Source organism: Pseudoalteromonas aurantia, assembly GCF_005886875.1.
Lineage (GTDB): Bacteria > Pseudomonadota > Gammaproteobacteria > Enterobacterales > Alteromonadaceae > Pseudoalteromonas > Pseudoalteromonas aurantia_A.
Genome location: NZ_PNBY01000151.1, coordinates 1 through 429 on the forward strand (window position 1 = coordinate 1; position 429 = coordinate 429).

Annotated in this window: 1 protein-coding gene; it reads right to left on the bottom strand. The window is 45.9% G+C overall.

Going from position 1 to position 429, the window contains the following annotated elements; genetic code table 11:
* The coding region (locus CWC18_RS19910; RefSeq protein ID WP_138675961.1) for a DDE-type integrase/transposase/recombinase at positions 1-429 on the bottom strand (429 nt) is incomplete at both ends.

Consider the following 429-nt stretch of genomic DNA (forward strand, 5'->3'; position numbering starts at 1 on the left):
CACCTGGACGGCTTCGAGAGCCTATTATCCCCATTTCAAGCATCTTCGCCTGCATCGTCAGGCACTTCATCGGACTGCCGTTATCTGAGTGCAATACGACATTTTGTTTAACGCATTTCTCAGCCCAGAGTGTACGTTCAAGTAATTCCGCAGCATATTCTCCTGATTCACTATCATGAACTTCCCAACCCACAATTTTACGGCTGAAGATGTCGATTATCATGTAGAGATAGAAGAAGCGACCAATTACTGTTGAAGGGCAGTAGCTGATATCCCAAGTCCAAACTTGGTTTGGCCCTGTCGCCGTATATCCCCTAGGCTTAGCTCGGCTATTCTTAGGCTTTGCTTTACCTCGATGAGTCAATTGGTCATTGGCTTTCAACACACGATAAAAGCTTGATTCAGATGCGAGATACTGCCCGTTATCTG